General features: G+C 61.6%; 20 protein-coding genes and 1 tRNA gene. 8 read left to right on the forward strand and 13 right to left on the reverse strand.

What is annotated here, in order from left to right:
* Positions 1–236 precede the first annotated feature (236 nt).
* The gene (locus P3T18_RS10245; RefSeq protein ID WP_429299785.1) at positions 237–2,105 is read right to left on the reverse strand and encodes a phosphoenolpyruvate carboxykinase (GTP); all 1,869 of its coding nucleotides are present in this window, start codon (positions 2,103–2,105) and stop codon (positions 237–239) included.
* A 376-nt stretch (positions 2,106–2,481) separates the two neighbouring features.
* Here P3T18_RS10245 and P3T18_RS10250 point away from each other — a divergent pair, with 376 nt between their 5' ends.
* The gene (locus P3T18_RS10250; protein WP_429299786.1) at positions 2,482–3,495 is read left to right on the forward strand and encodes a D-2-hydroxyacid dehydrogenase family protein; all 1,014 of its coding nucleotides are present in this window, start codon (positions 2,482–2,484) and stop codon (positions 3,493–3,495) included.
* Between the two features lie 54 nt (positions 3,496–3,549).
* Here the strand turns inward: P3T18_RS10250 and P3T18_RS10255 are convergent, their stop codons facing one another.
* Together P3T18_RS10255 and P3T18_RS10260 are read right to left on the reverse strand one after the other, a co-directional pair.
* Positions 3,550–4,425, reverse strand: a complete 876-nt coding sequence (locus P3T18_RS10255; protein ID WP_429299787.1) for a patatin-like phospholipase family protein — start codon at positions 4,423–4,425, stop codon at positions 3,550–3,552.
* Positions 4,426–4,474: 49 nt separating this feature from the next.
* On the reverse strand, positions 4,475–4,879 hold the full coding sequence (locus tag P3T18_RS10260) for a PaaI family thioesterase (protein WP_429299788.1): 405 nt from the start codon (positions 4,877–4,879) through the stop codon (positions 4,475–4,477).
* 203 nt (positions 4,880–5,082) lie between these two features.
* On the opposite strand from P3T18_RS10260, the gene P3T18_RS10265 reads away from it, so the two are divergent.
* Both P3T18_RS10265 and P3T18_RS10270 read left to right on the forward strand, forming a co-directional pair.
* Positions 5,083–5,158, forward strand: a tRNA-Lys gene (locus tag P3T18_RS10265).
* A gap of 83 nt (positions 5,159–5,241) precedes the next feature.
* The gene (locus tag P3T18_RS10270; RefSeq protein WP_429299789.1) at positions 5,242–5,976 is read left to right on the forward strand and encodes a UPF0149 family protein; all 735 of its coding nucleotides are present in this window, start codon (positions 5,242–5,244) and stop codon (positions 5,974–5,976) included.
* 58 nt (positions 5,977–6,034) lie between these two features.
* Here P3T18_RS10270 and P3T18_RS10275 read toward each other — a convergent pair whose 3' ends face one another.
* The 5 genes from P3T18_RS10275 to cadR form a co-directional block, all read right to left on the reverse strand.
* Positions 6,035–6,829 (reverse strand): ABC transporter substrate-binding protein, encoded by a 795-nt coding sequence (locus P3T18_RS10275; protein ID WP_429299790.1) that lies wholly within the window; start codon positions 6,827–6,829, stop codon positions 6,035–6,037.
* Between the two features lie 123 nt (positions 6,830–6,952).
* Positions 6,953–8,107, reverse strand: a complete 1,155-nt coding sequence (locus P3T18_RS10280) for a pyridoxal phosphate-dependent aminotransferase (RefSeq protein ID WP_429299791.1) — start codon at positions 8,105–8,107, stop codon at positions 6,953–6,955.
* Positions 8,108–8,405: 298 nt separating this feature from the next.
* Positions 8,406–9,809: an ATP-dependent RNA helicase DbpA gene (gene dbpA / locus P3T18_RS10285; protein ID WP_429299792.1), complete on the reverse strand. Its 1,404-nt coding sequence runs from the start codon at positions 9,807–9,809 to the stop codon at positions 8,406–8,408.
* Positions 9,810–9,882: 73 nt separating this feature from the next.
* Positions 9,883–10,083 carry a hypothetical protein gene (locus P3T18_RS10290; RefSeq protein ID WP_429299793.1) on the reverse strand — a complete coding sequence of 67 codons (201 nt, stop codon included), beginning with the start codon at positions 10,081–10,083 and terminating at the stop codon, positions 9,883–9,885.
* Positions 10,084–10,183: 100 nt separating this feature from the next.
* Positions 10,184–10,615, reverse strand: coding sequence for a Cd(II)/Pb(II)-responsive transcriptional regulator (gene cadR, locus P3T18_RS10295; protein ID WP_429299794.1), 432 nt, complete (start codon positions 10,613–10,615; stop codon positions 10,184–10,186).
* Between the two features lie 79 nt (positions 10,616–10,694).
* On the opposite strand from cadR, the gene P3T18_RS10300 reads away from it, so the two are divergent.
* Positions 10,695–13,070 carry a heavy metal translocating P-type ATPase gene (locus P3T18_RS10300; RefSeq protein WP_429299795.1) on the forward strand — a complete coding sequence of 792 codons (2,376 nt, stop codon included), beginning with the start codon at positions 10,695–10,697 and terminating at the stop codon, positions 13,068–13,070.
* Between the two features lie 32 nt (positions 13,071–13,102).
* Here the strand turns inward: P3T18_RS10300 and P3T18_RS10305 are convergent, their stop codons facing one another.
* The gene (locus tag P3T18_RS10305) at positions 13,103–14,140 is read right to left on the reverse strand and encodes a helix-turn-helix domain-containing protein (protein ID WP_429299796.1); all 1,038 of its coding nucleotides are present in this window, start codon (positions 14,138–14,140) and stop codon (positions 13,103–13,105) included.
* Positions 14,141–14,475: 335 nt separating this feature from the next.
* Here P3T18_RS10305 and adh point away from each other — a divergent pair, with 335 nt between their 5' ends.
* A complete protein-coding gene (gene adh / locus P3T18_RS10310) occupies positions 14,476–15,996 on the forward strand; it encodes an aldehyde dehydrogenase (RefSeq protein ID WP_429299797.1) in 1,521 nt (506 codons plus the stop codon).
* A 75-nt stretch (positions 15,997–16,071) separates the two neighbouring features.
* On the forward strand, positions 16,072–16,467 hold the full coding sequence (locus P3T18_RS10315; RefSeq protein ID WP_429299798.1) for a DUF779 domain-containing protein: 396 nt from the start codon (positions 16,072–16,074) through the stop codon (positions 16,465–16,467).
* 16 nt (positions 16,468–16,483) lie between these two features.
* On the opposite strand, the gene eutC is transcribed toward P3T18_RS10315, so the two are convergent.
* The 3 genes from eutC to eat are packed head-to-tail and all read right to left on the reverse strand — an operon-like array spanning position 16,484 to position 20,128.
* Positions 16,484–17,278: an ethanolamine ammonia-lyase subunit EutC gene (gene eutC / locus P3T18_RS10320; protein WP_429299799.1), complete on the reverse strand. Its 795-nt coding sequence runs from the start codon at positions 17,276–17,278 to the stop codon at positions 16,484–16,486.
* Complete coding sequence (locus P3T18_RS10325) at positions 17,275–18,669, reverse strand: ethanolamine ammonia-lyase subunit EutB (protein WP_429299800.1); 1,395 nt, start codon at positions 18,667–18,669, stop codon at positions 17,275–17,277. The genes eutC and P3T18_RS10325 overlap by 4 nt, the downstream gene beginning before the upstream one ends.
* 43 nt (positions 18,670–18,712) lie before the next feature.
* Positions 18,713–20,128: an ethanolamine permease gene (gene eat, locus P3T18_RS10330; RefSeq protein ID WP_429299801.1), complete on the reverse strand. Its 1,416-nt coding sequence runs from the start codon at positions 20,126–20,128 to the stop codon at positions 18,713–18,715.
* A 236-nt stretch (positions 20,129–20,364) separates the two neighbouring features.
* Between eat and P3T18_RS10335 the strand changes: the two genes are divergently transcribed.
* A complete protein-coding gene (locus P3T18_RS10335) occupies positions 20,365–21,231 on the forward strand; it encodes an AraC family transcriptional regulator (RefSeq protein WP_429299802.1) in 867 nt (288 codons plus the stop codon).
* Between the two features lie 599 nt (positions 21,232–21,830).
* Positions 21,831–23,201: a reverse transcriptase family protein gene (locus P3T18_RS10340; protein ID WP_429299803.1), complete on the forward strand. Its 1,371-nt coding sequence runs from the start codon at positions 21,831–21,833 to the stop codon at positions 23,199–23,201.
* Between the two features lie 36 nt (positions 23,202–23,237).
* Here P3T18_RS10340 and rtcR read toward each other — a convergent pair whose 3' ends face one another.
* A complete protein-coding gene (rtcR, locus tag P3T18_RS10345; protein ID WP_429299804.1) occupies positions 23,238–24,848 on the reverse strand; it encodes an RNA repair transcriptional activator RtcR in 1,611 nt (536 codons plus the stop codon).
* Positions 24,849–25,184: the final 336 nt, after the last annotated feature.

Raw genomic sequence — 25,184 nt, forward strand, 5'->3', positions numbered from 1 at the left:
GCGGAATTTTTGTCTAAATCTGTGCCATTTTGCGCCCCACCGTGGGGCTCGACGCCCGATTGTTCCCGTAACAGAAACAATCTGCTGCAATGCAGCTTGCATCGTCTTTTTTGTTCGAACAGACGCAACGGTGCAGACTGAGCGCTGCCCGACAGAGCAACGGCGGCATTCACAGCAACGTGGATGAAAAAAGCCGCCCAAAGGCGGCTTTCAATGCGAAGTGAATGCTCACATGACTAAGCAGCGAGCTTGTTTTCAAGCGATCGTTTCGCTTCGGTCAAAGCCTGCGGCAGACCTTGCTGCAACGTGTCAAATAGCTCGGCGTGCAATTTGAGTTCTTCGCGCCAGGCCGCGTCGTCGACGGAAATCACCTGCTCGAATTGCTCGCGGCTGAAATCCAGTCCGCTCCAGTCGATGTCCTTGTAATGCGGCGACACGCCGAACGCGTGCTCTTCGCCTTGCGCCGAACCTTCGATGCGCCCCACCATCCAGTTCAGCACGCGCATATTCTCGCCGAAACCCGGCCAGACGAACTTGCCATCCGGACCTTTGCGGAACCAGTTCACGCAGAAGATTTTCGGCACCTTGGCGTTCATCTCCGCGAGACGCGCACCGGTTTTCAGCCAGTGTCCGAAGTAATCGCTCATGTTGTAGCCGCAGAACGGCAGCATCGCGAACGGGTCGCGGCGCACCACGCCTTGCTGGCCGGCCGCTGCGGCCGTGGTCTCGGAGCCCATGGTCGCGGCCATGTAGACGCCTTCCACCCAGTTGCGCGCCTCGGTGACGAGCGGCACGGTCGTCGAGCGACGGCCGCCGAAAATGAAGGCGTCGATTGGCACACCGGCCGGGTTCTCCCAGTCGGCGTCGATCGACGGACATTGCGCAGCCGGGGCCGTAAAGCGTGCGTTGGGGTGCGCCGCCTTGCGACCGCTCTCTTTCGCGCTGGCCGGCGTCCAGTCCTTGCCTTGCCAGTCGATCAGATGCGCGGGCGGTTCGTCGGTCATGCCTTCCCACCAGACGTCGCCGTCGTCGGTGAGCGCGACGTTCGTGAAGATGACGTTTTCCTTCAGCGTCGCCATGGCGTTGAAATTGGTCTTTTCGCTCGTGCCCGGCGCAACGCCGAAATAGCCGGCTTCCGGATTGATGGCGTAGAGGCGGCCGTCGGCTCCCGGCTTGATCCACGCGATGTCGTCGCCGATCGTGGAAATCTTCCAGCCATTCAGGCCTTCGGGCGGAATCAGCATCGCGAAGTTGGTCTTGCCGCACGCCGACGGGAATGCCGCGGCGACGTGATGCTTGCGTCCTTCGGGCGACGTCACGCCGAGAATCAGCATGTGTTCGGCGAGCCAGCCTTCGTCGCGGCCCATGGTCGAGGCAATGCGCAATGCAAAGCACTTCTTGCCCAGCAGCGCGTTGCCGCCGTAGCCGGAGCCATAGCTCCAGATTTCACGCGATTCGGGGAAATGGACGATGTATTTGGTGCTGTTGCAGGGCCACGGCACGTCGTTCGCGCCAGCGGCGAGCGGCGCGCCAACCGAATGGACGCACGGCACGAACTCGCCGTCGTCACCGAGCACGTCGTACACCTTGCGGCCCATGCGCGTCATGATGCGCATGTTCGTCACCACGTACGGACTGTCGCTCAGTTCGACGCCGATGTGCGCGATCGGCGAACCGAGCGGCCCCATCGAGAACGGCACCACATACATCGTGCGGCCACGCATCGCGCCGTCGAACAGGCCGTCGAGCGTCGAGCGCATGTCGGCTGGGGCAATCCAGTTGTTGGTGGGGCCTGCGTCCTCGCGGCGCTGCGAGCAGATGAAGGTGCGATCTTCGACGCGCGCCACGTCGGACGGGTCGGACCAGGCGAGATAGGAATTGGGACGTTTCGCCGGATTGAGCCTCTTCAGCGTGCCGGCTTCGACCATCTGGGCGCACAAGCGGTCGTACTCCTCCTGCGACCCATCGCACCATTCGATCCGCTCGGGCTGCGTCAAAGCGGCAACGCGCTCGACCCACTCGATGAGTTTCTTGTTCCTGACCCACGCGGGCGCCCCTGCGGACGCTTCGACGGCGGGCTGTCCTTCGAATGCGGGATGATTCATCGACCTGTCTCCGTTTTGTTAGCAATAGAAAAACGGTACAAGCCCAAGGGACGCTGCTCGCGAGAGGCGTTTCGTTCGCCGCGCCGAAGTTCCAGGAACACGGCGCGCGACTGCACAGGTCATCATGGGCTACACAGCCCGTTGCGCAAGGCTCACCGCCAGCGGTGTCTGCAACCGTCTGTAAAGCGGCTTGCCTCAACACGCAACAAACTGTTAAAAACGATGTCAATCGGCCTTGCCGTAACGCTTCCGTTCTTTGCGGGAGCTTCTACGGTAAGGCATTCAGCCAGACCGGCATGTGACCTAGGTCACATGGTGGGACAGTCAGCATAACACTCCGTTCCGCACCGCTATGGTGCGCCGCAAGACACATACCATGAAGATTGCCATCCTCGACGATTATCAGGACGCCGTTCGTAAGCTCGACTGCTTTCAGTTGCTGGCCGACCATGAGGTCAAAGTTTTCAACAACACCGTGCGCGGTCTCGGCCAGCTCGCCAGCCGTCTCGCCGAAGTCGACGCACTCGTTCTGATTCGCGAACGTACCCGCATCAGCTCTCAATTGCTCGACAAATTGCCTCGTTTGCGCATGATCAGCCAGACCGGCAAAGTCTCCAGCCACATCGATCTGAACGCCTGTACCGAGCGCGGCATCGCCGTCCTCGAAGGCACCGGTTCGCCGTATGCGCCGGCCGAACTGACTTGGGCCCTCATCATGGCTGCCCAACGGCGCATTCCACAATACGTAGCAAACCTTAAGCAGGGAGCCTGGCAGCAGTCCGGCCTGAAGACTTCGGCCTTGCCGCCGAACTTCGGCCTCGGGCAGGTTTTGCGGGGACAAACGCTCGGTATCTGGGGTTACGGCAAGATCGGCCGCCTGCTCGCGGGCTACGGCAAGGCGTTCGGCATGAACGTGCTGGTCTGGGGGCGGGAACATTCGCGCGAAGCGGCGCGTGAGCACGGCTACGGCGTTGCCGAAAGCCGGGAAGCGTTGTTCGAACAGAGTGACGTGCTTTCGCTGCACTTGCGCCTGCACGACGACACCCGAGGCATCGTCACGCAGGAAGATCTGATGCGTATGAAGCCGACTGCCTTGCTCGTCAACACGAGCCGCGCCGAACTGCTCGAGGAAAACGCGCTGGTGAACGCGCTGTCGCACAACCGTCCGGGGATGGTTGCCATCGACGTGTACGAAAGCGAGCCGATTTTGCAGGGCTACAGCCTGCTGCGCATGGAAAACGTGATCTGCACGCCGCACATCGGCTACGTGGAGCGCGAAAGCTACGAGCAGTACTTCACCGCGGCGTTCAACAACATCCTGGCTTTCGACGCCGGCGACACGGCCAGCGTGGCGAACCCGGAAGCTTTGCAAGGCGGCCGTCGCCGCTAAACGTTGGGGCCCGCTGCGGCGGCCTCGATCACGAACGCGCCGCCACGCAGAGATTCAGCGCGTTTCGTGTGCGCCCGCTTCGAGCAGTGCCGGCATGCGCTCGAGGAACGTTTCGCCGTCGACGCGGCCGAGATTGTAGGCGTGCGACATCTGCGAAGGACTCGTGTAGTCCCAGCTCGAAATCGGCACCTTGCGCGACGGCTGCACGTACAGCCGTTGCTGCACGCCATGCGGCACGACGAACATCTGCGGCCGCGGATACAGGCGCGTCACCATCACGAGGACGTTGCCGGGCGCATCGGCGTCGAGCGCGCCGACCGGCACGTTGTCCACCATGCCACCGTCCAGCACCGGACGGCCATTGCGCCGCAAAACCGGCGTAAAAGGCGGCGTACTCGACGATTGCAGGATCAGATCGGCCAGATCTTCGACCGTCGCACAATCCTGCGCCCGCACGAACTCCGGATGAAAGCCGAGCGTTTGCCCGAGTGTCGGGTGCAGCGTTTTGCGAACGTATTTTTCGATGTTGTACGCGATGAGCCCCGCTGCGACCGCGCTGCGTGCGCCCAGCCAGCGCGGCAGATGCGACACGCCGATGCGAATCTCGGGCGCGTCGGCGAGCGTCGAGAAACGGTCGCCGTAGATGTCGAGCAAGGCCTGCCGATAGATGCGGTAGTGCGGAAAAACCGATTCGCCGCGCAGCAGATTGCCCCAGTACGCGTTGCGGGTATTGTGGCGCAGCGCGTCTTCGTAATAGCGCATGACCCAGTTGGAATCGCGCGTGTAGAGCATGCACGCCGTCGCCGCGCCGGCCGAAATGCCGGTGATGACGCGAGGACGAATGCGCAGTTCGGGCTGCACCACGTCCCAGAAACCCGCCTGCCACCAGCAGCGATTGCCGCCGCCAGCGAATACGACCTGATCGAACATCCGTTTTTTCCTTTCTTGCGGCCTTCCGGCTCGTCGACGAGCCTGTTTTCTAATCCAGCAACGCGTACGTCGTGGTGGCGTGGACGGCCATATTGCCGGACTCGTCGAACAATTCGACCTCGCCGAACACCAGATTGCGGCCCATGCGCAGCACGCGCGCGGTGATGAGCACGTCGCCCTTGCGGACCGCCCGCATGAAACTGATGTTGAGCGACACCGTGCTCATCGGCTTGAAGCCGCCGAGCGCGGCGGAAATGGCGACGATCATTGCCGTGTCGGCGGCGGCCATGAAGACTTGTCCGCAGATCACGCCGCCGGAATGACGCAGCCCGCCGGAAAACGGCAGGCGCAACGTCGCGCTTTCCTCGTCGACCTTGACCGGCGTCAACGTGAGCGACCGGACCCAAGGCGCAAGAATGCGGTCGAGCAACTCGAGAATCTCTTTTTCATCCATGGCTGCCCCCGGTCGAATGCCGCGCGACGCTTCGTGCGGCTGGCTCTCCGCGACATGATACCGGGACACCGCAGCCAGCGCCTTTTCGGCGATGCGGTTCGGACCGAGGCCATCCTCGACCGGTCTATCTCAATTTTTTTAGGAAATCTGCTAACGAGGGCTTGGCAAGTCAGAAAAGTTACTGCATAATTTCGCTTCTGTTGGGGGCGTTAGCTCAGTTGGTAGAGCAGCGGACTCTTAATCCGTAGGTCGAGTGTTCGAGTCACTCACGCCCCACCAAGCATTCAACAAAAAGCCCGGTCCTTGCGACTGGGCTTTTTGCTTTTCTCGCGCGCTTTCGTCGACCTTCTCCGGAGCCTCTGGTGTCCAAGTCCAAACTCAATCCTGCTGAGCTCACCGTGCCGCTGTCCGAGAAGGAATTCGAAGAACTCGACGAGTTTCTGATCTCCGACGCCACATCCGAGGAGACGCTGACGATCGAAAGCCTCGACGGTTATCTGACGGCTTTAGCGATCGGGCCGGCCACCGTACCGCCGAGCCACTGGCTGCCGGGCGTGTGGGGGCCGAGCGAGGACGACACTCCGGCGTTCGACAGCGTGGATCAGGCGCAGCGCATTCTCGGGCTGATCATTCGCCATCAGAACGGCATCATCGCGAGTCTGGAAAACGATCCTGATGGATTCGAGCCGGTTTTCGGTTTCAGCCGTGTCGACGACAGCGAGCGCGAGTACATCGACGGCGAAGCGTGGGCCATGGGTTTCGTGCAAGCGCTCGCGCGGGTGCGGCGCGACTGGCAACCGCTGCTCGACGACGAGCAGGCGCGGCATCATCTGCGTCCGCTGCACCTGATGGGCGCGATCGATCTCACGGACGAAGAAGCGCAACTGGTCGAGACGCCGGAGCAGCAGGAAACGCTCACGCGGGAAATTCCCGGCAGCATCGCCGCGATTTATCGCTACTGGCAGCCTCATTGCGAAGCTGCCGCGCAGTCAGCGTCCAGCGCCGCACAGCGAACCGAGCCGAAAGTCGGACGCAATGATCCGTGCCCATGCGGCAGCGGCAAGAAATTCAAGAAATGCTGCGGACTCGCTCAATGAGGTGACCGCCGGCCGTCGTCGACAGTGACGACGGCTGGCGCAACTCCGCGCGGCCGTCTTACTTCGACGACACGTCGATATCGCCGAGGTACTTCGCGGCCAACGTCTTCACCGTGCCGTCGCTCTGCACTTTCGCGATCGCGGCGTTCAGACGGTTGCGCAATTCGGTGTCGCCCTTGCGGATGCCGTAAGCGATGCCGCTGCCGAGAATCTTGTCGTCACGCACCGGTTGACCGACAAAAGCGTAATCGCGGCCATTCGGCTTCGACAAAAATCCCGTCTGTCCCGCGGGCGCCAGAACGAGCGTAGCGTCGAGACGTCCGGCAACGATGTCCGTGTACACCTGGTTCTGATCCTGATACGGCACGACCGTCACGCCGGCCGGCTCCCAATGCGTCTTCGCAAAGGTTTCCTGAATGGACCCCTGCAACACGCCCACACGCTTGCCCTTCAACGATTCCGGCGTCGGCAGCAGACCGCTATCGCGTTTGGCGATCAGTTGCGTCGGCACGCGATACACGACGCTGGTGAAATCGATTGCCTGACGACGCTGCTCGGTGGCGTTCATCGCCGAATTGATGGCGTCGAACTTGCGGCCTTGCAGCGCGGGAATCAGGCCGTCGAACGAAGTCTCGACCCATTTGCACGTCATATGCGCGGCCACGCAAACCGCTTTGCCGACGTCGATATCGAGCCCTTGCAACTCACCGTTGGGCCCTTTCGATTCGAACGGCGGATACTGCGCTTCGAGTCCGAAACGCAAGGTCGAGGTATCGGCGGCATACGCGGCGGAAGACGCCGCGATCGACGCGAATGCGCAGGCCAGTGCCAGCAGAGGCTTGAGCAGTGTCATGACAGGTCCCTTCTCTTCGATATTGTTGTAACTCGGCGCGCTTGCACCGTTGCATGTGTGCGCGACGATCATACTGCGATCAAAAAACCGGCCATTCGCGATGGCCCGTCACACAGCGTCGAATCAGATTGCGCACAGACGTCGTGCGCCTTCGATCAGCGTCGCGTCGTCTTTCGAAAAACTCAGGCGGATCAGGCCGGAATCCGTTCCGTCGGAGTAGAACGCCGACAACGGAATGGTTGCGACGCGCGCATCGCGAATCAGGCGCAACACGAAATCGCTGTCGCTCTCGTCGGAGAAGCCGCGAAAACGCGCCAGCATGAAAAAGGAACCTTCGCTCGGCAACAACTCGAAGCGCGAGTCGCGCAACGCGTCGGCCAGCAGATCGCGCTTCTGCTGATAGAACGCGGACAGGCCGAGATAACTGTCGCGATTCGCCAACGCATCGACGAACGCGTACTGCATCGGCGTATCCGTGGAAAACACCATGAACTGATGGACCTTGCGAATTTCGTCCATCAGCGCGGCGGGCGCGAGGCAATAACCGACGCGCCAACCGGTTACGTGATACGACTTGCCGAACGACGACACGATCACGCTGCGCTCCGCGAGTTGCGGATCGCACGCCATGCTTTGATGCTTCGCGCCGTCGAACACGACGTGTTCGTAGACCTCGTCGGCGAGAATCACGATGTCGGTGTTGCGCGTCACGGCCTTGAGCCGCTCGATATCGGCCGCGCTGAACACGGTGGCGGTCGGATTGTGCGGCGTATTGATGATGATCATGCGCGTCTTCGGCGTGATCGCGGCAGCAACTTCGTCCCAGTCCACGCGAAAGCCGTCGAGCGACAACTTGATCGCCACCGGCGTCGCGCCCTGCAAGCGCACGATCGGGCCGTAACTGTCGAACGAGGGCTCGAAGTAAATCACTTCGTCGCCGGGATGCACGAGCGCGCTGATGGTCGAGTACAAACCTTCGCTCGCGCTGGCGATCACGGTCACTTCGGTCGCGGGGTCGTAGCGCACGCCGTAGAGCGTCTCGACCTTGTCGGCGAGCGCTTCGCGCAGCGTGGCAATGCCGGCCATCGGCGCGTACTGGTTATGACCGGCACGCATGGCCTGCGCGACGCCGTCCACCAGCTTCGGGTCCGGCGCGAAATTCGGCGCACCCTGCGACAGATTCAGTGCGTCGTGCTCCGCGGCCAGTTGACCGATCACGGTAAAAATCGTCGTGCCCACATCAGGCAGTTTCGAGCGGGCTTGAGTAGCGCTCTGCATAACTTTCTCCCTATCTCCATCCGGCAGTGGATTCGCGAACGGCCAGCCACGCGGCGGTTCCTTCCGGTTCGAATGAATTAGGCATCAGCCAAAGAACCGTCACAATCGAAACTTTGTCATGCGCGGCATGCAATTACGTCATGGCTCGCGCAAACACGCGCGGGCACGCGCAAAGGCAGTGGAATCGGGGATGTGGCGGGAAAATGAAGCCGCGCGGGGAGCGCGAAAATCCACCGAGGTATGACGTAATGTGATGCTTGCGCACCCGGACGACCGGGTGCGCACGTGCTTCGGACGATCAGATTTCGTCCATCAGACGGACTTTGACCTTCTTGCCCTTGACCTTGCCGGCGCTGAGCTTACGCAGCGCCTCGCGGGCGATGCTGCGCTCCACGGCGACGTAGGTCGACATTTCGGTCACGTTGATCTTGCCGATCTGCGAGCCGGCGAAACCCGCCTCGCCGGTCAGCGCGCCGAGCACGTCGCCCGGACGGATCTTTTCCTTGCGGCCGCCGAGAATCTGCAGCGTTTCCATCGGCGGCAAAAGACGCTCGCTGCTTTCGGCCTTCAGCTCAGAGAGCTTGTGCCATTCCACTTCGCGCTTTTGCGCCTGTTCCAGACTGCCGACGCGGCCCATCTCGTTCATGCTCGCGAGACTCAGCGCCCAGCCTTCCTGGTCCGCGCGGCCCGTACGGCCGATGCGGTGCACGTGTACTTCCGGGTCTGGCGTCACGTCGACATTGATCACCGCTTCGAGCTGTGCAATGTCGAGCCCGCGCGCGGCGACGTCCGTGGCGACCAGCACCGAGCAACTCCGGTTCGCGAACTGGATCAGCACCTGATCGCGTTCACGCTGGTCGAGTTCGCCATGCAGGGCGAGCGCATGAAAACCCTGCGCGCGCAGCACGTCGAGCAGATCGCGGCATTGCTGCTTGGTATTGCAGAACGCCAGCGTGCTGACCGGGCGATAGTGGTTGAGCAGCAGCCCCACGGCGTGCAGACGCTGATCCTCGGTCACTTCATAGAAGCGCTGACGGATCTTCGTGTTGTCGTGCCGCTCGGCGAGCTTCACTTCCTTCGGCTGACGCAGAAACTGCTGGCTCAGCTTGACGATGCCTTCGGGGTACGTCGCGGAAAACAGCAGAGTCTGGCGTTCTTTCGGGCATTGCTTCACGACGGTCGCGATGTCGTCGAAGAAACCCATGTCGAGCATGCGGTCGGCTTCGTCGAGCACCAGCGTATTGAGCGACTGCAACGGCAGGCTGCCGCGCTCGAGGTGATCCATGATGCGCCCCGGCGTGCCGACCACGATATGTGCGCCGTGTTCGAGGCTGGCCGTTTGCGGACGCATCGGCGTGCCGCCGCAGAGCGTCAGCACCTTGATGTTTTCTTCGGCACGGGCGAGGCGGCGGATTTCCTGCGTGACCTGATCCGCGAGTTCGCGCGTCGGGCACAGCACCATCGCCTGCACGGCGAAGTTGCGCACGTCGAGACGCGAAAGCAGCGCCAGCGAAAACGCCGCGGTCTTGCCGCTGCCGGTTTTCGCCTGCGCGATCAGATCGTGGCCGGCCAGCGCGATCGGCAAACTCGCGGCCTGGATCGGCGTCATCTCGACGTAGCCGAGCTGCGTGAGATTGGCGAGCGTTGCGGCGGGTAGCGCCAGTTCGCTGAATGGCGCGCCGGCGGGTGTGGGACTGTTCATAAGGATGTGGGCTCGCGTTCGGCTGAAATGGCGGCTAAAAAAACTGAAGTCCTGATGGTGCGGGACGTCGAAACTATTCGGCCATCGGGCCGGCAGCCGGGCGTCCTTCGATCTGCTCGTACAGCACCTCGCCGTCTTCACCGTCGAAACGCTCGACGTAATTGCGCGCGCCGCACATCGGGCAACGGAACAGAAGCCCTTGCCCTTCATTCTTGATTACGACGTCCGACAGTTCCCACTTCTCGCCGCAGGGCTGATTTCTACAGGTAAACACGTTGATTCTCCAACTCGATTCGATTGTTCGTGGGGCGGGCAGCACAAGCCGCCTCGCCTGGCATGCAATGACTATCCGGTGACGATGCCGGGTTTCAGCGTCAACCCAGATGCGTATGCCGTGCGCGGGTCGCGCTCACATCCATTTCCGTGAGACCCTGGACGATGCCGCAGTCGACGACGGCCTGCTCGCCGTGGCACTGGTCGCGCAGCGTGCTCAATTGCGATTTCAGTTGCTTCAATTCTTCGATGCGCGTGTCGACGTGGGCAATGTGTTCGTCGATCAACGCATTGATGCCGCCGCAGCCGTCCGCGGGCGCGTCGGTGAGACGCAGCAAGGCGCGGATTTCGTCGTGGGTCATGTCGAGCGCGCGGCAATTACGGATGAAACGCAGCCGTTCGACATGCTTTGCCGTGTAACTGCGGTAATTGGCCTCGGTACGCTCCGCTTCGGGCAACAGACCTTCTTTCTCGTAGAAACGGATGGTTTCGGTCGTGCAATGGGCAATTTTCGCCAATTCGCCGATTTTCATGAACCCTCCGTATGGCGTTCTTGACCTTGTAGTGGCTTCAAGGTGTTTACTAGACCACAAATCGCCCCAGGAAGCCACCATGCCGCACCGCTCGCACGACCCGTACGATTCGCATGACGCACTGCTCGACGCGGCTAGCCCCGCCCAGAACGAAGGTCATTCGCCTGCCCACGAAGGCCATGAGCACGGCGAAAGCTGCGGACATGACCACGCGAAAGCGGCACACGTTCATCGACACGATCACGACCACACGGGCGGAGCTTGCTGCGCATCGCCGGTTGCGTCGACGCCGGTCCCCTTGCCTCGCCCCGAGTCCGTCGGCGACGACGTGCGCGCGGCGATCCGCATTCTGCAGATGGACTGCCCGACCGAAGAGGCGCTGATCCGCAAGAAATTCAGCCGCATGCCCGACGTTCGCAGCATGGACTTCAATCTGATTCAGCGCGTACTCACCGTTGTTCACGCGCCCGAAGCGCTGGACTCGATCCTCGCGGCGCTCCGCTCGCTCGATTTCACGCCCGAACTGGCCGACGACTTGCCCAGCGACCAGGTCGCCGCGATGGCGAATCCCGCGACGCCCAAACCGTGGTGGCCGCTCGCGCTCGCTGGCGTCGCCGCGGTCGCGTCAGAGGCCGCGAGCTGGCTCGGCGCACCCGCCTGGGTGCCAGCGGGTCTGGCAATCATCGCGATCGCCTCCTGCGGCCTCACGACCTACAGGAAAGGCTGGCTCGCGATTCGCAACGGCAATCTCAACATCAACGCGCTGATGAGCATTGCCGTGAGCGGCGCCCTGCTCCTCGGACAGTGGCCGGAAGCCGCGATGGTAATGACGCTTTTCACGCTGGCCGAGTTGATCGAGGCGAAGTCGCTCGACCGGGCCCGCAACGCGATCCAGGGACTGATGCGCCTCACGCCGGCGCAGGCCAGCGTCCGACAACCGGATGGCGCGTGGCTGCCCATGGAGCTCGCGGCGATTCCGCTCGGCGCCGTCGTGCGCGTGAAGCCGGGCGAACGGATCGCGCTCGACGGCGAAATCGTGACCGGTCGATCGAGTGTCGATCAGGCGCCGATCACTGGCGAAAGCCTGCCGGTCGACAAAGCCGCCGGCGACACCGTGTTTGCCGGCACGATCAACCAGGCCGGCTCGTTCGACTATCGCGTGACGGCGGCCGCCGCCGACACGACTCTCGCGCGCATCATCCACGCGGTCGAGGAAGCGCAGGGCGCCAAAGCGCCGACCCAGCGTTTCGTCGACCAGTTCGCCCGCGTCTATACGCCAATCGTCTTCGCGCTGGCAGTTGCCGTCGCGGTGTTGCCGCCGCTGCTGGCGGGCGGCTCGTGGCACGACTGGATCTACAAGGCGCTGGTGATGCTGGTGATCGCGTGTCCGTGCGCGCTCGTGATTTCCACGCCGGTGACGATCGTCAGCGGTCTGGCGTCGGCTGCCCGCAAGGGCATCCTGATCAAGGGCGGCACGTATCTCGAACAGGGCCGCAAGCTGAGCCGACTCGCGCTCGACAAAACCGGCACGCTGACTCACGGCAAACCGCAGCAGACCGACTTCGCAATGCTGGTCGAGAACGAAAGCGGTGCTAACTCGCTTCATTACCGCTCGCTCGCGGCAAGTCTCGCGGCACGTTCGGATCACCCGGTGTCGATGGCGATTGCGACGGCCGCCCAGAGCGACGGCGTGGCGACTTCAAACGTCGACGAATTCGAGGCGCTGGCGGGACGCGGCGTACGCGGCGATATCGACGGTGCGACTTACTGGCTCGGCAATCAACGGCTGGTCGACGAACTCGGGCGTGAATCGGCGTCGCCGCCTGCCGCGCTTCGAACCCGGCTCGACGCGCTGGAGCAGCAAGGCAAAACGGTCGTCATGCTGAAGGACGACAAACGCGTGCTCGCACTTTTCGCCGTTGCCGACACGGTGAAGGCAACGAGCCGCGCGGCCATCGCGGAATTGCAGCGGCTCGGCGTTCGCACCGCCATGCTCACCGGCGACAACCGGCACACGGCGGCGGCCATCGCGCAGCAGGTCGGCGTGGACGAAGCGCGCGGCGATCAGTTGCCGCAAGACAAGCTGAACGCCGTCGATACGTGGTCGAAAGACGGCGCGATGGTCGGCATGGTCGGCGACGGCATCAACGACGCGCCGGCGCTCGCACGCGCGGACATCGGCTTCGCGATGGGCGCCATGGGCACCGACACGGCGATCGAAACCGCCGACGTCGCCTTGATGGACGACGACTTACGCAAAATCCCGCAGTTCATCCGGCTTTCGAAGGCCACGCATGCCGTGCTGGTGCAAAACATCAGCGTAGCGCTCGGCATCAAATGCGTGTTTCTCGTGCTGACGCTGATCGGTCTCGGCACGATGTGGATGGCCGTGTTCGCCGATGTCGGCGCGAGCCTGCTCGTGGTGGCGAACGGACTGCGATTACTGCGCAAATAAGCTTCGTTGGTTCGCGCGGCTTCAGCGCGCGTTCAATGCGCAACCTCGGCGAATGGCTTCGATGCGCGGCCGTTCGCGCCCGCTTTCAGCGTCTCCGACGGCAACACGCCGAAGAGCTTCCGGTAGTCGGTTGCGAACTGGCTCAGATGCCAGAAACCCCAAGCCGCGGCGACATCCTGAACCGAGCGCGCCGCCCGTGACGCGTCGCACAGATCGCGCCGCGCTCCGTTCAGACGGATGGCGCGCAGATACGTAGCCGGGGCCATCCCGAGCACGTCCTGAAAACTGTATTGCAACGTGCGCCGGCTGACGTGCAGACGCTCGCACAACTCGGGCACGTTGATCGCCCGGTCACGATTGGCCAGCAGGTACTCGCGCGCCTCGGCAACGATCGACTGACGCCGCGGACGCGCGGGCAGTTCCGTTTGCGGATCGGCGGGCAATGCGCCCACATCAAATAACGCGGCCAGTACCGACATCTGCAAGTTGCCACGCGCTGCGGGCGACATGGGCGCACCGCTTGTCGCGCCACCGTCGAGCAGTTGTCGCAACGAGGCGCACAGATGCGCCTTGCGCGCCACGCCGACCGGTACGACGCGAGTGTGCGGCAGGCGGTCGGTGAGATCGACCCGCTCGACCTCGGCCGCATAGCGGCGCAACACGTCCGCTTTCACGACCACCCCAAAAATCTCGTAGCCCGGCGACGTCAGCAATTCAAATTCGATGCCGCCCGGACGAAACGCGAGCGCATCGCCGCCGACCATTTGCGCATCGATCCGTCCGCTGCCATTGGGACACGTGGGAATGCCGAACCAGTATGCGTCTTCCTGAATCTCGCAGGTTTGCCGCAGCGTGTGACTCGTGGTCTCGACGAACACCTGCATGTCGTCGAGGCACAACTCCGTCAAACCGCCCAGGAATCGGCCCGCAGTGAGCTGATCGTACGTCTGACTCCAGCCGTGCAGATTGCGCGCCTGTTCATCGGCGTCGTAAGCGACGAGTGTTTGCACGCGGAAGTCTGGCTTCGAGGCGGGATCGGTCCGGCTGTCGCAGGCGAGGTCGATGGTCATACGGAGTCGGCGAAAACGGGAAATGGCCAGAATGGCAGGCAAGTCTTATGCCGAACGCGCGGGACCGCTCGAACAGTCACCCGGATCGACCGGTCAGCCGGAACACGGGCGGCATGTGTTCAATTCGTGAACATCCGATTGCGCAGTGTTCAGAATGCGCGCGTCTCTTGGGCTCCCTGTGAACAGTGCGACGCGAACATGCTGCGCAACAGTGCTTGCTGCACCTGCATGCGTCACCAGCGAGGTGCATTGGCACACTTCTGGCTCTCACCAATCGCGGCCAAGCGAAATATCGCGCCGAATATAGCCCATTCAAACATGTGAGGAGCACACAGATGAATCATGCAGAGATGCAGTTTCTGACCACCGAATTCCCGTACAAGAAGCAGTATGCGAATTTTATCGGCGGCGAATGGGTCAAGCCGCTAGGCGGCGAGTACTTCGATAACGTCTCGCCGATCACCGGTGAAGCGTTCACGTCGATTCCCCGCTCACGCGAAGCCGACATCGAACTCGCGCTCGACGCCGCGCATCGCGCCAAGACGGCGTGGGGCAAAACGTCCACCACGGAACGCGCCAACATCCTGAACAAGATTGCCGACCGGATGGAAGCGAATCTGCAGCGTCTGGCCGTCGCGGAAACGATCGACAACGGCAAGCCGCTGCGCGAATCGATGGCCGCCGACATCCCACTCGCAATCGACCACTTCCGCTATTTCGCCGGCGCCGTGCGCGCACAGGAAGGCTCGCTGTCGCAAATCGACGACGACACGGTTGCCTATCACTTCCACGAACCGCTCGGCGTAGTCGGCCAGATCATTCCGTGGAATTTCCCGATTCTGATGGCCGTGTGGAAGCTCGCGCCCGCACTCGCCGCCGGCAATTGCGTCGTGCTGAAACCGGCGGAGCAAACGCCCGCGTCCATCCTCGTTCTGATGGAACTGATTCACGACCTGCTGCCCGCCGGCGTCGTGAATATCGTGAACGGTTTCGGCCTCGAAGCAGGCAAGCCGCTCGCCTCGAACAAGCGTATCGCGAAGATTGCGTTCACTGGCGAAACCACCACCGGTCGTCTCATCATGCAGTACGCGAGCCAGAACATCATTCCGGTGACGCTCGAACTCGGCGGCAAGAGCCCGAACATTTTCTTCGCCGACGTGATGAACGCAGACGACAGCTTCTTCGACAAGGCGCTCGAAGGCTTCACCATGTTCGCGCTGAATCAGGGCGAAGTCTGCACGTGTCCGTCACGCGTTTTGATCGACGAAAAGATCTACGACGCTTTCATGGAACGCGCATTGAAACGCGTCGCCGCGATTTCGCAAGGCCATCCGCTCGACGCTAAAACGATGATCGGCGCGCAAGCTTCGCAGGAACAACTGGAGAAGATTCTCTCGTACGTCGATCTCGGCAAGAAGGAAGGCGCCGAATGCCTGATCGGCGGCGAGCGCAATCAACTCGACGGCGAACTGAGCAAAGGCTATTACGTCAAGCCGACCGTCTTCCGCGGTCACAACAAGATGCGCATCTTCCAGGAAGAAATCTTCGGACCGGTTGTGTCGGTCACCACGTTCAAGAACGAGGAAGAAGCGCTGCAGATCGCCAACGATACGCTCTACGGCCTCGGCGCCGGCGTCTGGACTCGCGACGGTACGCGTGCGTATCGCTTCGGCCGCGAAATTCAGGCTGGACGTGTGTGGACCAATTGCTATCACGCCTATCCGGCGCATGCGGCGTTTGGCGGCTACAAGCAATCGGGTATCGGGCGCGAGAATCACAAGATGATGCTCGATCACTATCAGCAAACCAAGAACCTGCTCGTCAGCTACAGCGACAAGCCGCTCGGTTTCTTCTAAGCGTCGCGGCGCAATAGCGATACTGCTCGGGCGAGCCGCTTCGTGCGGCTCGCTCTTTTTCAGGGAGGACTTGCGATGGCCGATGAGAAAGAAGTGGAGCGCGTAATTGCGACACCGGCAGCCGTCGAATTGATCGAGAAGCTCAGCGCGGAACATGGCGCCGTGCTGTTTCATCAATCCGGCGGATGCTGCGACGGCAGTGCGCCGATGATGTTTCCGCAAAACGAGTTCATGCTCGGTTCGTCGGACGTCAAACTCGGCATCATTGCCGGCGTGCCGTTTTACATGAGCGAATCGCAATTCGAATACTGGCAGCACACGCAGTTGATCATCGACGCGGTGCCGGGCAATGGCGGCATGTTTTCGCTGGAGCGACCGAGCGGATTGCGATTCCTCACCCGCTCACGTCTGTTCGAAGACGACGAAAACGCGTGGCTCGACAAGCATCCTGTCGAACGGGCGGAAGCCTGATCGGACAGAACGCCCGTCAGTTCGAGTCGTCGCGAGCGGCGGGAATGGCGGACGTTGGGGACGCGTTGGTCAGCAACGCGTCGCTGTCGTCTTTCAGACCGACGCCGGTTAGACCCAAACGCCGTGCATGCGTCAGCAGATAATGCAGCTTGTGCGCCGCCGCGTCGTAGTTCAGGCCTTCGGGACGCACGTTTGAAATGCAGTTGCGCTGCGCGTCGCTGCAACCCACTTTCGGCGCGTACGTCAGATAGATGCCGAGACTGTCGGGCGAACTCAATCCCGGACGTTCGCCGATCAGCATCACCACCAGCTTTGCACCCAGCAATTCGCCAATCTCGTCGCCCAGCGCAACGCGCGCCTGACGGGCGACCACCACGGGCCCAAGCTTCCAGTCGGTTAAACGCGGCAATACGGTTTGCAACAAAGGCACCGATTGCTTCGACGCAGCGAACGCCGAGAGACCGTCGCCAATCACGAACACCACCTCGGGCGATTCCGCTGCGCGTTGTTTGAGCGCCTCACGGCTTTCGTCATTCAGACGACGCCCGAGATCCGGTCGCCGCAAATAATGCTCACGGTCGGGCGCTGCACTGTGGACGTCGAGCGTGGCGAGGTTCTGTGCGCGCAACTGCTCGTGCAAGGCGTCGGTGTCGAGCGGATGATGCACGGCGTCGCGCGCCTGCGCGTGCGACAGGTTGAACGCGAGCAACGGCGCAGTCGGCAAACTGTTGCCGGCGCGTCCCAATGCGATGCGCGCGTTGGTGAATTGCCGCAACGCGTTCCACGGGTTCTTTTCCAGAAAGTCGCTCATGCGATGCCCATCCAGTCATTCGCGCTTTCCAGCAAGGGTTGCTGCGACGAGGCACTCAGCAGTGCGCCTCGCGAGTCGGTAATCTGCATCGACTCCAGCCACTCTTCGAATTCCGGCGCGCGACGCAAGCCGAGCACGTCGCGCACGTAGAGCGCGTCGTGGAACGAGGTGCTTTGATAGTTGAGCATCACGTCGTCCGCGCCGGGAATGCCCATGATGAAATTGATGCCTGCCACGCCGAGCAGCGTGAGCAGGTTGTCCATATCGTCCTGATCGGCCTCGGCGTGATTCGTGTAGCAGATGTCGCATCCCATCGGCACGCCGAGCAGCTTGCCGCAGAAGTGATCTTCGAGACCGGCGCGCGTGATCTGTTTGCCGTCGTAGAGATATTCCGGTCCGATGAAACCGACTACCGTGTTGACCAGAAAGGGATTGAACTTGCGCGCGACCGCGTACGCGCGCACTTCGCAGGTTTGCTGATCGACGCCGAAATGCGCATCGGCCGAAAGCGCGCTGCCCTGGCCGGTTTCGAAATACATCAGGTTGTTGCCGACGGTGCCGCGCTTGAGCGACAGTCCGGCTTCATACGCTTCCTGCAACAGACCGAGCGAAATACCGAAGCCCGCGTTCGCCTTTTCCGTGCCGGCAATCGACTGGAACACGAGGTCGACCGGTGCGCCTTTTTCGATCGCGGCAATCGTGTTGGTGACGTGGGTCAACACGCACGATTGCGTCGGCACCTGGAAGCGCTGACGGAATTCGTCGATCATCAGCAGCAACCGTGTGATCGCAGCGAGGTTGTCGCTTGCCGGGTTGATGCCGATCATCGCGTCGCCGCAACCGTACATCAGGCCGTCGAGCATCGAGGCGGCGATGCCTTTGACGTCGTCGGTCGGATGATTCGGTTGCAGCCGCACCGACATGCGCCCCGGCAAACCAACCGTATTGCGGAATCGCGTAATCACCGGACGTTTGCGCGCCGCCGCGATCAGATCCTGGTTGCGCATCAGCTTCGACACGGCCGCCACCATTTCCGGCGTCAGGCCGGCGGCGATACGCGTGAGCGCGTCGGCATCCGTCGTGCTGCTCAACAGCCAGTTGCGAAAATCGCCGACCGTCAGATGCGAAATCTCGGCGAATGCCTGCGGCGAATGATCGTCGATGACGAGACGCGTGACTTCGTCGCTCTCGTAGGGAATCACCGCTTCGTTCAGGAAGGTGCGCAGCGGCACCTGCGCGAGCGCCATCTTCGCAGCCACGCGTTCTTCCTCGCTCGCCGCCGCCACGCCCGCAAGCTGGTCGCCGGAGCGCTGCGGGCTCGCTTTCGCCAGCAGAGTTTTCAGATCGGCAAAACGGTAAGTGCGATTGCCGACTGTCTCGGTGTAGCTCATTTTTACGACTCCATCGCCGCTGCTCGCGCAGCGGCTCGATCCGTCATTCTTCGAGCAGGGCGTCCGACGGCGCCGCGTCGCGTTGGTGGCGCGTCAGCAAAAAGTAGACGTAACCCAGCGCGAGGAAAATCGCGAACACGATCGCCACCAGAAAGTTGAAGTAAACCATGGTCGCGAGGCAAATGAGTGCGGCCACCAACGCGAACGCCGGAAACAGCGGAAACAACGGCGCGCGGAACGGGCGCTCCATGTTCGGCTCGGCGCGACGCAGCTTGAATAGCGCCAACATGCTGATGATATACATCACGATAGCGCCAAACACCGACATCGTCACGATGTTGGCGGTAAGCGTCTGTCCGCCGAACTGGATCAACTCGTCGCTATAGATGGCGGCGATGCCGACCACGCCGCCCGCGATGATCGCCCGATGTGGAGTCTTGAAGCGCGGATGCACCTTGGACAGCCACTCCGGCAGGTAACCCGCGCGGGCCAGCGCGAAGATCTGCCGCGAATAGCCGAGGATGATGCCGTGAAACGAGGCGACCAGGCCGAACAGACCCAGCCACACGAGCATATGCATCCAGCCGCTATGTTCGCCGACGATGAATTTCATCGCCTGCGGCAGCGGGTCGTTGATGTTCGAGAGCTTGGTCCAGTCGCCCGCCGCACCGGCAAACACCATGACGCCAATGGCGAGCACCACTAGTGTCAGGATGCCCGCCACGTAGGCGATCGGAATCGAGCGCTTCGGGTTTTTCGCTTCTTCGGCGGCCATCGCGACGCCTTCGATCGCGAGAAAGAACCAGATCGCGAACGGAATCGCCGCGAACATGCCGTGAAACGAGCCCATGCTGAAGGTGTCCGCGCCCGACCAGCCGCCCTTTGTGAAGTTGGACCATTCGAAGCCCGGCGACACGACGCCCATGAACACCAGCAGTTCGAAGATCGCGAGCAACGTCACGCACAGTTCGAACGCCGCCGCGATCTGCACGCCGACGATGTTCAGCGCCATGAAGACCAGATACGCGCCCATGGCCGCATGCTTCGGCTCCAGACCGGGAAACTGCACGTGCAGATACGCGCCGATCGCCAGCGCGATGGCCGGCGGCGCAAACACGAATTCGACCAGCGTGGCTGCGCCCGCCAGATAGCCGCCCGTCGGACCGAATGCGTGGCGCGCGTAGGCGAACGGGCCGCCGGCGTGAGGAATCGACGTCGTCAATTCGGTGAAACTGAAGATGAAGGTGGTATACATCGCGGCGATAAAAATCGCCGTGAATACGAAGCCGAGCGTGCCGGCGCTGGCCCAGCCGTAGCTCCAGCCAAAATATTCGCCGGAAATGACCAGGCCGACCGCGATGCCCCACAACTGCCATGTGCCGAGCGTCTGCTTCAACTCGTGATGCGTGACTTTGCCGGCCTGCCGACCGCTTTTTCCACTTCCGGACTCTGTTTTCATCGCGCGCTCCCTGTTGTTGCCGCTTGCCCGGCGCCGCAAGGCTTTGCGGCGCACGGGCGGACAGGCTTCAGCCGATGGTAGAGAGCCAATATTCGAGGTGTTATCGAAATTCGGCAAAGTTGGACCGGGTGCGATCGCGTGGGCTCGGGATTCAGCAGGATTTGGTAAATCAGGACGTGGTACTTTTGTCTGCATCTGCGTTGTTCGTGACTGGCAAATTTTCCGTCGACAGGCTTATGAACCAATCAGGCAACCGGGCACGCTACGCGACACGACTAGCACGCGTGCTCGATCATATTTACGACCACCTCGACGAGCCGCTCGATATCGAGCGACTGGCGGCCATCGCCTGTTTGTCGCCGTATCACTGGCATCGCATTTATCAGGCGATGTACGGCGAAGCCGTCGCCACGACCGTGCGGCGTCTGCGTTTGCATCGCGCGGCCGGTCAACTCGCCAACAGTTCGACGCCGATCGCCGAGATCGCCGGGCGGGCTGGCTACAGCAGCCTGCAATCTTTCTCTCGGAGCTTCCGCGCGTCGTTCGGCATACCGCCGGCGCAATATCGCGCGCGAGGCACACACAGCCGGTTTCGTCCGGCACTTTCAGGAGACGATCAAATGACTATGCGCGAAGTAGTGATTCGTCACGTGGAGCCGATGGACATCTTGTCGGTCGACCACGTCGGGCCTTATATGCAGATCGGCAAAGCCTTCGACAGTCTGTTCGGCTGGCTGGCGAAGCACAATCTGCTGGCGGCGCAGATGCGCATGATCGCCGTTTACTACGACGATCCCGGCGTGGTGGCCGAAGACGCGTTGCGCTCGAAGGCGGGTGTGCTGTTGCCGCATCCCGTCCAGGCGTCGGTCACGATGACGCCGCCCGTTTCGCTCGCGCACGTGCGCGGCGGCGAATACGCGGTGCTGCGTCACAAGGGACCCTACAGCGACATGCGCGCGGCGTACGAGTGGTTGTACGGCACATGGCTCGTGCAGTCGGGCCGCGAAGCAGCGGATGCACCGGCCTTCGAGGAATATCTGAATACCCCGAAAGACACGCCGCCTGCCGAACTGCTCACGGAAATCTGCTTGCCGCTCGTTTGATGCGGTGACGGTGGGGTATGCCGTTGCATGTTTACGCTGCGCGCCTGGTGGCTGCCTTTCTGGTTTTTATAGTCTTTGTATATGTATACGTAGTAATAATTAACAAGCATCGCTGTTAACTGTGGATAACCCCGAACTTCGTTTACGTATCAAGAGGCTGCGGATCCGATAACCGTGCGTTGATTACGCGGGAAGACTCAAGGAGCCAGGGACAACTTTTGTGCGACCTGGCTCCTTGATGGATTTATCAAGGTTTCGTTCACATGGAGTGAGGTGGGTTTTACAGGAGTTGTCCAGAGGGGGGTGTGGATAAGTTGGGGGACGCGCGTGATTGTTATAAGCGAGATGCTTATCGCAAATTAGTTCGTAGTACCAAGGCATTGACAAGGCTCTAGCCGCTCGCTTATCTTCGCTTCGCGGGACGGCCGGTCAAGCTTGCCTCGGTATGGGAAGTATGACGTTCCGGGCACTACGGGGTTACCCCGTGGATACGATTGATCTTTGCACTTCGTCGCATGAGCCTTATCTTTCGCTTCGCGCAAGAGGCGCTCACGCAGCACCAGACGCGTTGACTGGCCTTCCCGCCCTCTTCCTGCTTTATGTCCCTATCTGCCCTGCAACTCGTTACCTGTGCAATCGCCGACGGCATGCTGGCCGGGCCGCCAGAACCCGCTTCGATGATCGAGCGGACGACGCAGGTACTCGGCGAGCCCGCCGATTGGATGGACCGCGTTGTGCGCATGATTGCGAAACGGTTCGCGAGGCAATGGGACACCGTCGACCGTAAAAAACTGGCATACGTGATTGCCGATGCGCCTGCGTTCTACGCAAGGTGGATAAGCGAAAACCGTCCCAAAGTGGTACGCGTATTGCGCCGCGCTCCGCAGCAACGCGCGGCGCCCGCGTGGTTAGCCGGCGTAACCTTGCCGCAACTGGTCACGTCCGTCGATCTGGCAACGTGGCTCGAAGTCGAACCGCAGGAACTCGACTGGTTTGCCGACCAGTGGCGTGTCAACGCGTGCGCAGCGACGACGCCGCTGCATCACTATTCCTACAAAACCGTCGAGAAACGCGACGGCCGTCGCCGCATCATCGAAATTCCGAAGTCACGATTGCGCGCGTTACAGCGGAAAGTACTGCACGGTCTGCTCGACCGGATTCCCACTCACGAAGCAGCGCACGGTTTTCGGTGCGGCCGAAACATCGTGACGTTTGCCGCACCTCACGTGGGTAAAGCGATCGTGGTTCGCTTCGATCTCGAAGATTTTTTTGCTTCCATCCATGCGGGGCGCGTTTACTCCACGTTTGATGCTCTCGGATATCCGGAGAAGATTGCGCGTTCGCTTACCGCACTGTGTACCAACCGCGTACCCAGCAGCGAACTTTTGCTAGCCGACGTTCGCGACAGAATGGATTGGCAGGAACGGCGGCGTTATCGAGCTCGACATTTGCCGCAGGGTGCGCCCACTTCACCGGCGTTAGCCAATCTCTGCGCCTTCCGTTTCGACATGCGGCTTGGCGAACTTGCACGATCCATGGGGGCGGTCTACACGCGCTACGCCGACGACCTCGCTTTTTCAGGCAACGAAGGACTTGCGCGCATGGCGTCGCGGTTAGAAATTCAGGTCGCGGCGATTGCCATCGAAGAAGGGTTTTCGCTCAATCTGAGGAAAACGCGTGTGATGCGACGTGGCACGCGGCAGCATCTCGCCGGCGTTGTGGTCAACCGGCATCCTAACGTTGCCCGGCCCGCGTTCGATGCGTTGAAGGCGACGCTAACCAACTGCGTGCGATTCGGGCCGCACTCGCAAAACCGCGACAATCGTCAGGATTTTCGAGCCCATCTGACGGGACGAGTCGCGCACGTTGCGATGCTTAATGCAACAAGAGGTGCCAAGCTGAAGGCAATTCTGGATCGGGTGGAGTGGGATGAGGGTTTATCGAGCGGGCGCGCTATCGATAAGCAGTAGACAGGTGATCGGCATGGCTGAGTGCGAGATCCGCGCTCAATACGCAGTGTCGAGTGTTTGCCGCACGCCGTCCCATTCGAGGCCGAAACGTGCGAGGTACTTGCGCAAGCGATCCGCATCGTTCGGCTGTTTCTTCCCTTGCCGTGAGACAGCGAACAGAGTGCGGCCGGCTTCCGACAGGCTCGGCGAGACGCGGCATACGTCGAGGACGTGCTCGAGTTGTACCCGGTCGAACAGATCGATTTCGCTCGCGCCTGACCCCAGCACGGTGTCGACAAGATCGCTCGCGTCACGCGTCGGCGACCAGGTCCGAGCGAGCCGCCCCACTTCCTCCTCGGCAATTGCCTCGGTGATCCGACCGGCGTCTGCCAACGTCGCCATTCGCGTAACCGATGCCGACAGTTCGCGGAAGTTGCCTGTCCATACCGCGCGCGGCGAGGTCGCAAATCCAACATATCGCCGCTTTGCTTCGACGTTAAAACGTACCTGCTCACCCTGCTCGCGACCAAAGCGGTCGAGTTCGAACTCCAGATTGGGCTCGATGTCCTCACGGCGTTCGGCAAGGCCGGGCAATCCATATGTCCAGAGATTGATCCGCGCGTAGAGATCTTCGCGAAACGCGCCGGCTGCCACCATCTGACGCAAATCGCGGTGCGTGCCGGCGATCAGTTCAAAATCGCTCGTCACTTCGGCGTCCGATCCCACCGGAAAAAATCGCTTTTCCTCGATTGCCTTCAGCAGCATGGCCTGTTCGTCGAGACCAAGCTCACCGATTTCATCGAGAAAAAGCAGGCCGCCGTCAGCCGCGCGCAGCAAGCCCGCACGCGCCGTCTGCGCACCGGTAAACGCCCCCTTCACGTGACCGAACAGCGTGGACATGGCGGCGTCCCCTCGCAGCGTTGCACAATTGACTTCGATGAACGGGCCCGCAACCCGATGACGGCCACGCTTGAGTTCGTACACACGTTTTGCGAGAAACGATTTGCCCGCGCCGGTCGGCCCGACCAGCAACATCGGCGCACGCGAGCGCACGGCGACGCGCTCCAGTTGCTCGATCAGTGCGTTGAAGCGGACATTGCGTGTTGCGATGCCGGCCTTCAAGAACGATACGGTTTCGTCGCGCTCACGCCTGAAACGTTGAGCGATCCGGTTGTAGCGCGACAGGTCGAGATCGATCACCGAGACTGTGCCAGGACCGCTCGGACCTTCATCGGTCCGTTGAGGCGGCGCCGTCTGTACAAGCCGCGCAGGCAGATAGCGCGCTTCGGCGAGCAGGAACCAGCAGATCTGCGCTACGTGCGTGCCTGTCGTGATATGGATCAGGTAATCCTCCTGGTCAATATCGAACGGATAGGCGCGCGCGAAGTCGTGCAACGTCGCGTAGACCTCTTCGAAATCCCACGGATCGCGAATCGTTAGCGATGTAAGCCGGACATCGGTATGCGGCGATATTTGCGCAAGGTCGTCTTTTACGCGAGTCGCAAGACGCTCGTAGTCGTGCGAATGCAGCAACTCGAGCCGGTCGATAGGCGAATCTGGCTGAGCGCACAACGAAATTGTCGGGCGCCATTTCTGCCAGCGGCGCGGCGCGCGTCCGCCTTGATCAAGCACGGTGCCGAGAAAGCCGATCGCAACTGTCTTACGCATGTTTATCTTTTTAGATAAAGATTGATTCCATTGTATAGAAAATCGCCGTCTGAGCGGTTGACGGAAAGCGGTTCAACTTCGCCTATTCGCAAGGAAATTTCTTTGATTTCATCAATTTAAGAAACATCGCAGATTGTCGGATGCCTTCTTGGCACAGTCTTCGCTAAATATGCTCAGCCGGACATCCCGCTGCTCCGCGAGCCGAGATGCAAGGCCAGCCGCTGCGCCCGCCCAACCCGTTCATCGCGATACCCGACGGCGCGGACTGAAAACTCTGTCGCACGTCGGCCTAGTCGCGGGTCAGTGCGATCGGCCAGGAAAGGGACGGCCTGCGCA

Origin of the sequence: Paraburkholderia sp. GAS199, from assembly GCF_050436585.1 — a bacterium.
Lineage (GTDB): Bacteria > Pseudomonadota > Gammaproteobacteria > Burkholderiales > Burkholderiaceae > Paraburkholderia.

Coding starts and splice junctions, on each gene's coding strand:
- P3T18_RS10245 (WP_429299785.1), bottom strand. CDS start 2,105: ATGAATCATCCCGCATTCGAAGGACAGCCCGCCGTCGAAGCGTCCGCA.
- P3T18_RS10250 (WP_429299786.1), top strand. CDS start 2,482: ATGAAGATTGCCATCCTCGACGATTATCAGGACGCCGTTCGTAAGCTC.
- P3T18_RS10255 (WP_429299787.1), bottom strand. CDS start 4,425: ATGTTCGATCAGGTCGTATTCGCTGGCGGCGGCAATCGCTGCTGGTGG.
- P3T18_RS10260 (WP_429299788.1), bottom strand. CDS start 4,879: ATGGATGAAAAAGAGATTCTCGAGTTGCTCGACCGCATTCTTGCGCCT.
- P3T18_RS10275 (WP_429299790.1), bottom strand. CDS start 6,829: ATGACACTGCTCAAGCCTCTGCTGGCACTGGCCTGCGCATTCGCGTCG.
- P3T18_RS10280 (WP_429299791.1), bottom strand. CDS start 8,107: ATGCAGAGCGCTACTCAAGCCCGCTCGAAACTGCCTGATGTGGGCACG.
- dbpA (WP_429299792.1), bottom strand. CDS start 9,809: ATGAACAGTCCCACACCCGCCGGCGCGCCATTCAGCGAACTGGCGCTA.
- cadR (WP_429299794.1), bottom strand. CDS start 10,615: ATGAAAATCGGCGAATTGGCGAAAATTGCCCATTGCACGACCGAAACC.
- P3T18_RS10300 (WP_429299795.1), top strand. CDS start 10,695: ATGCCGCACCGCTCGCACGACCCGTACGATTCGCATGACGCACTGCTC.
- P3T18_RS10305 (WP_429299796.1), bottom strand. CDS start 14,140: ATGACCATCGACCTCGCCTGCGACAGCCGGACCGATCCCGCCTCGAAG.
- adh (WP_429299797.1), top strand. CDS start 14,476: ATGAATCATGCAGAGATGCAGTTTCTGACCACCGAATTCCCGTACAAG.
- P3T18_RS10315 (WP_429299798.1), top strand. CDS start 16,072: ATGGCCGATGAGAAAGAAGTGGAGCGCGTAATTGCGACACCGGCAGCC.
- eutC (WP_429299799.1), bottom strand. CDS start 17,278: ATGAGCGACTTTCTGGAAAAGAACCCGTGGAACGCGTTGCGGCAATTC.
- P3T18_RS10325 (WP_429299800.1), bottom strand. CDS start 18,669: ATGAGCTACACCGAGACAGTCGGCAATCGCACTTACCGTTTTGCCGAT.
- eat (WP_429299801.1), bottom strand. CDS start 20,128: ATGAAAACAGAGTCCGGAAGTGGAAAAAGCGGTCGGCAGGCCGGCAAA.
- P3T18_RS10335 (WP_429299802.1), top strand. CDS start 20,365: ATGAACCAATCAGGCAACCGGGCACGCTACGCGACACGACTAGCACGC.
- P3T18_RS10340 (WP_429299803.1), top strand. CDS start 21,831: ATGTCCCTATCTGCCCTGCAACTCGTTACCTGTGCAATCGCCGACGGC.
- rtcR (WP_429299804.1), bottom strand. CDS start 24,848: ATGCGTAAGACAGTTGCGATCGGCTTTCTCGGCACCGTGCTTGATCAA.